Below are 5,745 nucleotides of genomic sequence, written 5' to 3'. Positions count from 1 at the left end.
CAATTATCAGCAAGTTTTTCTGTCGAAGCGAGCAAGAGACTGAAAATACACGTGCTAATGCAACTTCTCAGAGTCTTATAAGTTATTAAATAGCTCGATTTTATAATCGAGTTTCTCCAACATCTTATCAAGCTCCTTAGCAACTTGTTTTCTCGAAAATCTTTAAGGTGTGAGAACAATTTTCTCTTCAAACTTCTTATTCCATTTAATTGTAATGATGATATCCTCCCCTTTCCTTGGCAAGAAGTTGGTGTCTATTGAAGGAGAAATGACCTTATCACTGAGGTAACTATCAGTCTCAGAAGTTATAGTTCCACTTAGTTGAGAAACGTTACTGGGACTAGCTATATTATAAGCGACATCAAAAATCAATTCTTTAGAGTTGCGTGGTTCAATAGTACATTGGAGCAAATATTTCGATGCTTCGGAACTTTTTTCAGTCTCTCTTATAGTATAATTAGCCGCCCAATGGTCACTTTGTCCTTGTAAAGAAATGATCTCCTTGCTTATTTTATTGTCAGTTTCCTGCTTAGGATTACTATTACACCCAACAAATACAAAAATAAAAATTAATAAAACAAGACCAAATTTGATTTTCATAATTACCTCCTAAATTTTGTAATTTAACACTACCAATATTTTCAATATTAGTATATAATAACATTGTAATTATAACCTAAAAAGGAGGATGTTTACATGTTTTCGAGAAAAAAATGATTCTTTTTCTTAGTTCTGCCTTATTAGTTACTTCTTATGGTTCGATTGCAAATGCTGAACAAATTGGTAATAATGAAAATTATCAATTTATTCAGTCCCATCATGATAATGAGGAATTTATGGTAAAGAATATCCTTGATGCAAATGGACAACTAGAGAACTTGGAAACAGGAGAAGTTTACGAACTTGAAGTAGGAGAGATTAAAGTACAAAAGCTAGATGACTTTATGCGAATCCAAACCAACGAAACTGCTACACAATATAAAGCTGAAGCTGTAATAAGTGCAACAACCCACACGCAATCTGGTAATAAGACTGACGACAGTATATCACTTAAGGTCTATGCAACTATTTATTATACTTCTTATTCGAAGGATGGCTTTACTTATGTTGGAATGGATAAAATTGATTATAGATTTGATCTACTCGACAGCTCTGTAACAGTGTCTAATAAACGAATTTTAGTTTCACAAAATGGTGGTGCTGGTTATACAAATGGAGGCAAGGCTGTAACTAATCAACAAGACACCTTAAATGCATTTGATTCTGATACGATACTTGTAAGAAATTGGGGTTGGGATGCAGTTCTGAAATATGGTCTCGCTTATGCTTGTGGTATCAATATTACGGCAACATTACAACGCGGTACACATTCGAGTTGGAATTTCGTATTCAATTTTCCGGTAACCTAATAGTTGGATTTTTATCTTATTGAGGAATCATACTTGTTTTTTTTGGGGACGGCTTTAGGTAGTAGGTTAGTTAGCTAATAGATTTATAATACTTAACGACGTTGACGCCCATCGATATGTGATGGGTGTTTTTTCTTATCAAAGTCGAGGTTCAACGCTGGACTTTATTCAGTTTTAAACTTAGGAGCGACTTCTGATGCAAGCTTATTTTTGACATTACATTCAAATTCTAAGTCCTTAGACCAACCCATGCATAAGGGAGCTTTAGTCTACATTGAAGGGTCATCACTATACAAATGTAATTCGCTCGATTATTAAGTTAATAAATAGATCTGATCAATTCTCAGGACTAATTCCCCCGATCTATTTTGCTTTCTAAAGCAGACTTCGTTCGTAATCCCTTAGTCGATCGCCAACAAAAGGTAAGGGCGTCAGCGGCAGCTTAACGTTTGCCAATTGCTGCCCGGGGACGCTGGAACTGCTGGCGCGCGAGCTCAACCTCTGCCCTAATAACGCAGTCCTCAACATGATCGTTGAACAACCCCATCGCTTGCATGAAAGCGTACATCGTCGTCGGGCCGACGAATTTCCAGCCTTGCTTTTTCAGCTCTTTCGACAGCGCGATCGATAGCGCCGAAGTGGATGCGGTCTGCGGCTCCGCAAGTTGACTCTGGTCGGGCTCGTATTTCCAGAAGAAGGCGGCCAACGAGCCCTCCCGTTGGACCATCTCTTGCGCCCTCCGTGCATTATTGATGACCGCCTCGATCTTGCCCCGATGGCGAATAATGCCTTCATTCCCGAGTAGACGCTCTAAGTCGCGATCTGTATAGTCCGCGATCCGGTGAAAGTCAAAATCATGGAATGCAGCACGGAAGTTCTCACGTTTCACTAGAATCGTTCGCCAACTCAGGCCCGATTGGAAGCCTTCCAGGCAGATCTTCTCGAACAACCGGCGATCGTCGTCGACTGGGAACCCCCATTCGGTATCGTGATAATCAAGAAATTCCGGGGCGGCGCCGCACCATCTACAACGCGGTCTACCGTCCTTTTCTGCTATGATTGTGTTCATGGGTTTCCTCCTCATTCGAGTCTGCCAGCAGCGAGCTCAACCAGTCGCACATCTGTTCAATTTCATACCGTATAAACTTCTCGTCCCGAAAAGCTTGTGCCAGCGTAGCGACGCCTTGGCTACGGGCAAGGAGGTGCATCGCCAACTCGTCGGCTTCAGCCTCGCGGCCAAGCAGAGTGAACTGCCGGCCTAACCAGGTCCGAAAGAGGTTGAACAGCTCAATCGCTTCCGGTTGGGAGGCGTGATTCAGTTTTGACAACTCTGTGCATAGCGTACCGACGGGGCAGCCGTACATTTGGATATCCGTCTGGTTTGCGGTCAGAATGTGAATAAAGCTCTTGATGCGATCCTCGGGCCGTTCCCCATCCTCTTCCCAACGCATGAGCATGTTCCGGGTATCCTCTAGCCGCACTTGGATTACGGCATCCAATATCTCGTCCTTGGATTTGAAATAGTAATAGAAGTTTCCTTTGGAGATTTGAACGGAATCGGCTATATCCGCAAAGGAAGTATGTTCGTACCCGCGCTCATAAAATAGCCGGTCGGCCGAATCGATAGCTGAAGCTTCGCCTATGGAATAGTACTTCATGTGGAGGCCCCCGAATCTAAAGTTTCTTGTCGACATGACTTAGGATACGACTTAAACCATGGTTTAAGTCAACAGGTTCGTTGGATTTACGTTAGCCGGCCCGATTACAGTATAATAAGGGAGGAGTGTAAGACCATAACAGAGAGGAGCCAAGGGAAATGGCACAATCCTTAAAAGGAAAAGTCGCGATCATCACGGGATCCGCCCGGGGGATCGGCAAGGCAACGGCAGTGGCACTTGCCAAAGAAGGCGTAAACGTAGGTTTGATCGCCAGAACGGAGTCGACGTTGAAAGAAGTAGCTGCCGAGCTGGAAGGGATGGGGGTTAAGGTCGCATACGCGGCAGCCGACATTGCTTCGAAAGAACAAGTAGAGGCCGCAGTCGAAACGTTGAAGAACGAGCTGGGCCCGGCGGATATTCTGATCAATAATGCGGGCATTGCCACGTTTGGGACGGTGCTCGAGATGGACCCGGCCGAATGGAAGGGCATGATCGATACCAATGTATTGGGGACCTATTACGTAACCCGGGCGGTACTGCCTCAATTGGTCGAAAAAAATAGCGGAGACATCATCAATATCTCCTCGACGAACGGCCTGAACGGTGCGGCTACCGCGAGCGCCTACAGCGCCTCGAAATTCGCTGTGATCGGGTTTACCGAGTCCCTTGCCCAGGAAGTACGCCGCAACAATATCCGGGTCTCGGCATTAACCCCGAGCACGGTGGCCACAGATCTGGCCCTGGATTTGAACCTGATCAAGGACAACAACGAATCCAAATTCATTCAAGCGGAAGATTTGGCAGAGTTCATTGTGGGTCAATTGCAGCTCAGCCAACGCGTCTATGTGAAAACGGCCAGCTTCATCGCGACGAATCCGTTCTAAGCAACGGAGCAGGCGTTATGATGTTCATCAACAGGAAGCCCCCTTGGGGGCTTTTTGTTTTGCGGGGAAACGGTGATCTTGATCTGCTGGCAGCGAATATGCGAACATGGGGTTACATGATGAAAAGAGGGGGCTCCCTAATGGCCAAATGGGATAATATGTTGTCCATGCTTTGGATGCTGCGGTCCGGCAGGAAGTTAACGGCTGCCCAGATCGCGGACAATCTGGAGATCAGCGTTCGCTCCGTGTACCGGTATATCGATGCCTTATGCGCCAGCGGCGTGCCGGTCGTTGCGGAATCGGGCCACGACGGAGGCATACGCATCCTGGACAGCTTCAAGGAGACGCCCTTGTTCTTCAACACGACAGAACTGAAAGCGCTTGTCGACGCGCATAAATTTGCTCAAGGTGCGGGGTATCCGTTTACGGAAGAGCTGGAAAGCGCGTTGAAGAAAGTGGAGAATAGCCTGCACGAGGAGCAGCGCCAGGATCTCTCCGTTCAAACGGGCGGCTTGGACGTGATATCCCCGGCGCGCCCTCCCTATTTGACCGCGGCATTGCGGGACTTGGAGCAAGCGGCAAAAGAGGGGCGGACGGTCCGCATCATTTATCGCAAAGCGAACATGGAGCAGGAGGAAGAACGGGAAGTTGATCCGTACGGTTTGGCTTTTGACCGGAACGAATGGTATGAGGTGGCGTTTTGCCATCGCTCTCAAGCGATGCGGACCTTCCGCGTGGACCGCATCGAGCGGGTAGAGCCGACCGAGGGATGGTTTGAAAGGCCGGAAGGGTTCTCGGCATCCGACTATTTCCGTGACCAGTCCGAGCGGAGGCGGGAGGCGGAAGGGCCGTTGATCGACGTTCGTATCGAAGGTATGCCGGACAAGCTGAATGAGCTGTGCCGCCATTGGCATCTGCGCCACTATTTGACGGAACGCACCGATCGGGAGGCACGCTTCGTGCTCGACGTTCCGACAATGAATAAATACCTTCCGACGTATTTGATCACGTTTGGTATGGCGATCCGGGTCCTTGAGCCGCCGGAGTTGAAACGCCGAATTCAGGAAATCGCCTCCGGCATCGCAAACCATTACTTAAATGAAACCAATTGATCTTCACTGACAGCGTTTGTCATGGAACCCGGTATACGATAGGGACACGGCTGCAGGCAGAAGCGGCAGCTAACGACGACGAAGACAAGGAGCGTGAAACGATCCATGCAAAGACCAGCGGATCAATGGCTTAACTATCATGTTTGGGCGAACGACCAACTTTTCTCTCATCTGGAGCAGCTTCCGGAGGAGGTATTCCATGCGGAAGTGACGAGCGTATTCCCGTCCGTGGCAGACGCGTTGGGACATATTTACCTGTTCGACCAGCTTTATCTGTCCGTGCTTGAGGGCGTTCCGAACGAGGACATTTTTCCGAAAATGCCGATTTGGTCGGAGGAAACGAAGGGTAAATCGTTAGGCGAGGTACGGCAGCTGTTCGCCGGCGTCGCCGATCGGTTCCGCGATCTGCTGCGGCGTACGCCCGACCCGGATCAGGCGATGACGATTCATCACCCGAAGTATGGCAGCTTCGACACGCGTTTCTCCGAAATTCTGCAGCATGTGGTCAATCACGGGACGTATCACCGGGGGAACGTGACCGCGATGCTGCGGCAGCAAGGGTATGCCGGGGTCCCTACGGATTATTTGTTCTTTTTGCTGGAGCGGCAGGCGGGCACGCCATCGCCTTAACAGTCATGCAAAAAACCAGCCCATTCAACCTGAAATGGGCTGGTTTTTCGTT

General features: G+C 47.9%; 7 protein-coding genes. 4 read left to right on the top strand and 3 right to left on the bottom strand.

Translation table 11 applies throughout. The annotated features are described in order from the left end of the window. Positions 1-162 precede the first annotated feature (162 nt). On the bottom strand, positions 163-600 hold the full coding sequence (locus tag MJ257_RS24195; protein WP_240271740.1) for a hypothetical protein: 438 nt from the start codon (positions 598-600) through the stop codon (positions 163-165). Between the two features lie 113 nt (positions 601-713). Here MJ257_RS24195 and MJ257_RS24190 point away from each other — a divergent pair, with 113 nt between their 5' ends. Further along, positions 714-1,409: a hypothetical protein gene (locus MJ257_RS24190; protein WP_240271739.1), complete on the top strand. Its 696-nt coding sequence runs from the start codon at positions 714-716 to the stop codon at positions 1,407-1,409. Between the two features lie 442 nt (positions 1,410-1,851). Here MJ257_RS24190 and MJ257_RS24185 read toward each other — a convergent pair whose 3' ends face one another. Further along, complete coding sequence (locus tag MJ257_RS24185; RefSeq protein WP_240271738.1) at positions 1,852-2,478, bottom strand: DNA-3-methyladenine glycosylase I; 627 nt, start codon at positions 2,476-2,478, stop codon at positions 1,852-1,854. Then, positions 2,447-3,067 carry a TetR/AcrR family transcriptional regulator gene (locus MJ257_RS24180; RefSeq protein WP_240271737.1) on the bottom strand — a complete coding sequence of 207 codons (621 nt, stop codon included), beginning with the start codon at positions 3,065-3,067 and terminating at the stop codon, positions 2,447-2,449. The genes MJ257_RS24185 and MJ257_RS24180 overlap by 32 nt, the downstream gene beginning before the upstream one ends. Before the next feature lie 158 nt (positions 3,068-3,225). Between MJ257_RS24180 and MJ257_RS24175 the strand changes: the two genes are divergently transcribed. The 3 genes from MJ257_RS24175 to MJ257_RS24165 all read left to right on the top strand — a co-directional run bounded on the left by MJ257_RS24175 (position 3,226) and on the right by MJ257_RS24165 (position 5,693). Further along, complete coding sequence (locus MJ257_RS24175) at positions 3,226-3,951, top strand: 3-ketoacyl-ACP reductase (RefSeq protein ID WP_240271736.1); 726 nt, start codon at positions 3,226-3,228, stop codon at positions 3,949-3,951. Between the two features lie 140 nt (positions 3,952-4,091). Beyond that, positions 4,092-5,063, top strand: a complete 972-nt coding sequence (locus MJ257_RS24170) for a helix-turn-helix transcriptional regulator (RefSeq protein ID WP_240271735.1) — start codon at positions 4,092-4,094, stop codon at positions 5,061-5,063. Between the two features lie 105 nt (positions 5,064-5,168). After that, complete coding sequence (locus MJ257_RS24165) at positions 5,169-5,693, top strand: DinB family protein (RefSeq protein ID WP_240271734.1); 525 nt, start codon at positions 5,169-5,171, stop codon at positions 5,691-5,693. Positions 5,694-5,745: the final 52 nt, after the last annotated feature.

Source organism: Paenibacillus timonensis (assembly GCF_022427145.1).
Lineage (GTDB): Bacteria > Bacillota > Bacilli > Paenibacillales > Paenibacillaceae > Fontibacillus > Fontibacillus timonensis.
This window is presented reverse-complemented; position numbering and strand designations above follow the sequence as displayed.

Excerpts from the sequence above, each read along its gene's own strand:
- MJ257_RS24195 (WP_240271740.1), bottom strand. The coding sequence starts at position 600 with ATGAAAATCAAATTTGGTCTTGTTTTATTAATTTTTATTTTTGTATTT.
- MJ257_RS24190 (WP_240271739.1), top strand. The coding sequence starts at position 714 with ATGATTCTTTTTCTTAGTTCTGCCTTATTAGTTACTTCTTATGGTTCG.
- MJ257_RS24185 (WP_240271738.1), bottom strand. The coding sequence starts at position 2,478 with ATGAACACAATCATAGCAGAAAAGGACGGTAGACCGCGTTGTAGATGG.
- MJ257_RS24180 (WP_240271737.1), bottom strand. The coding sequence starts at position 3,067 with ATGAAGTACTATTCCATAGGCGAAGCTTCAGCTATCGATTCGGCCGAC.
- MJ257_RS24175 (WP_240271736.1), top strand. The coding sequence starts at position 3,226 with ATGGCACAATCCTTAAAAGGAAAAGTCGCGATCATCACGGGATCCGCC.
- MJ257_RS24170 (WP_240271735.1), top strand. The coding sequence starts at position 4,092 with ATGGCCAAATGGGATAATATGTTGTCCATGCTTTGGATGCTGCGGTCC.
- MJ257_RS24165 (WP_240271734.1), top strand. The coding sequence starts at position 5,169 with ATGCAAAGACCAGCGGATCAATGGCTTAACTATCATGTTTGGGCGAAC.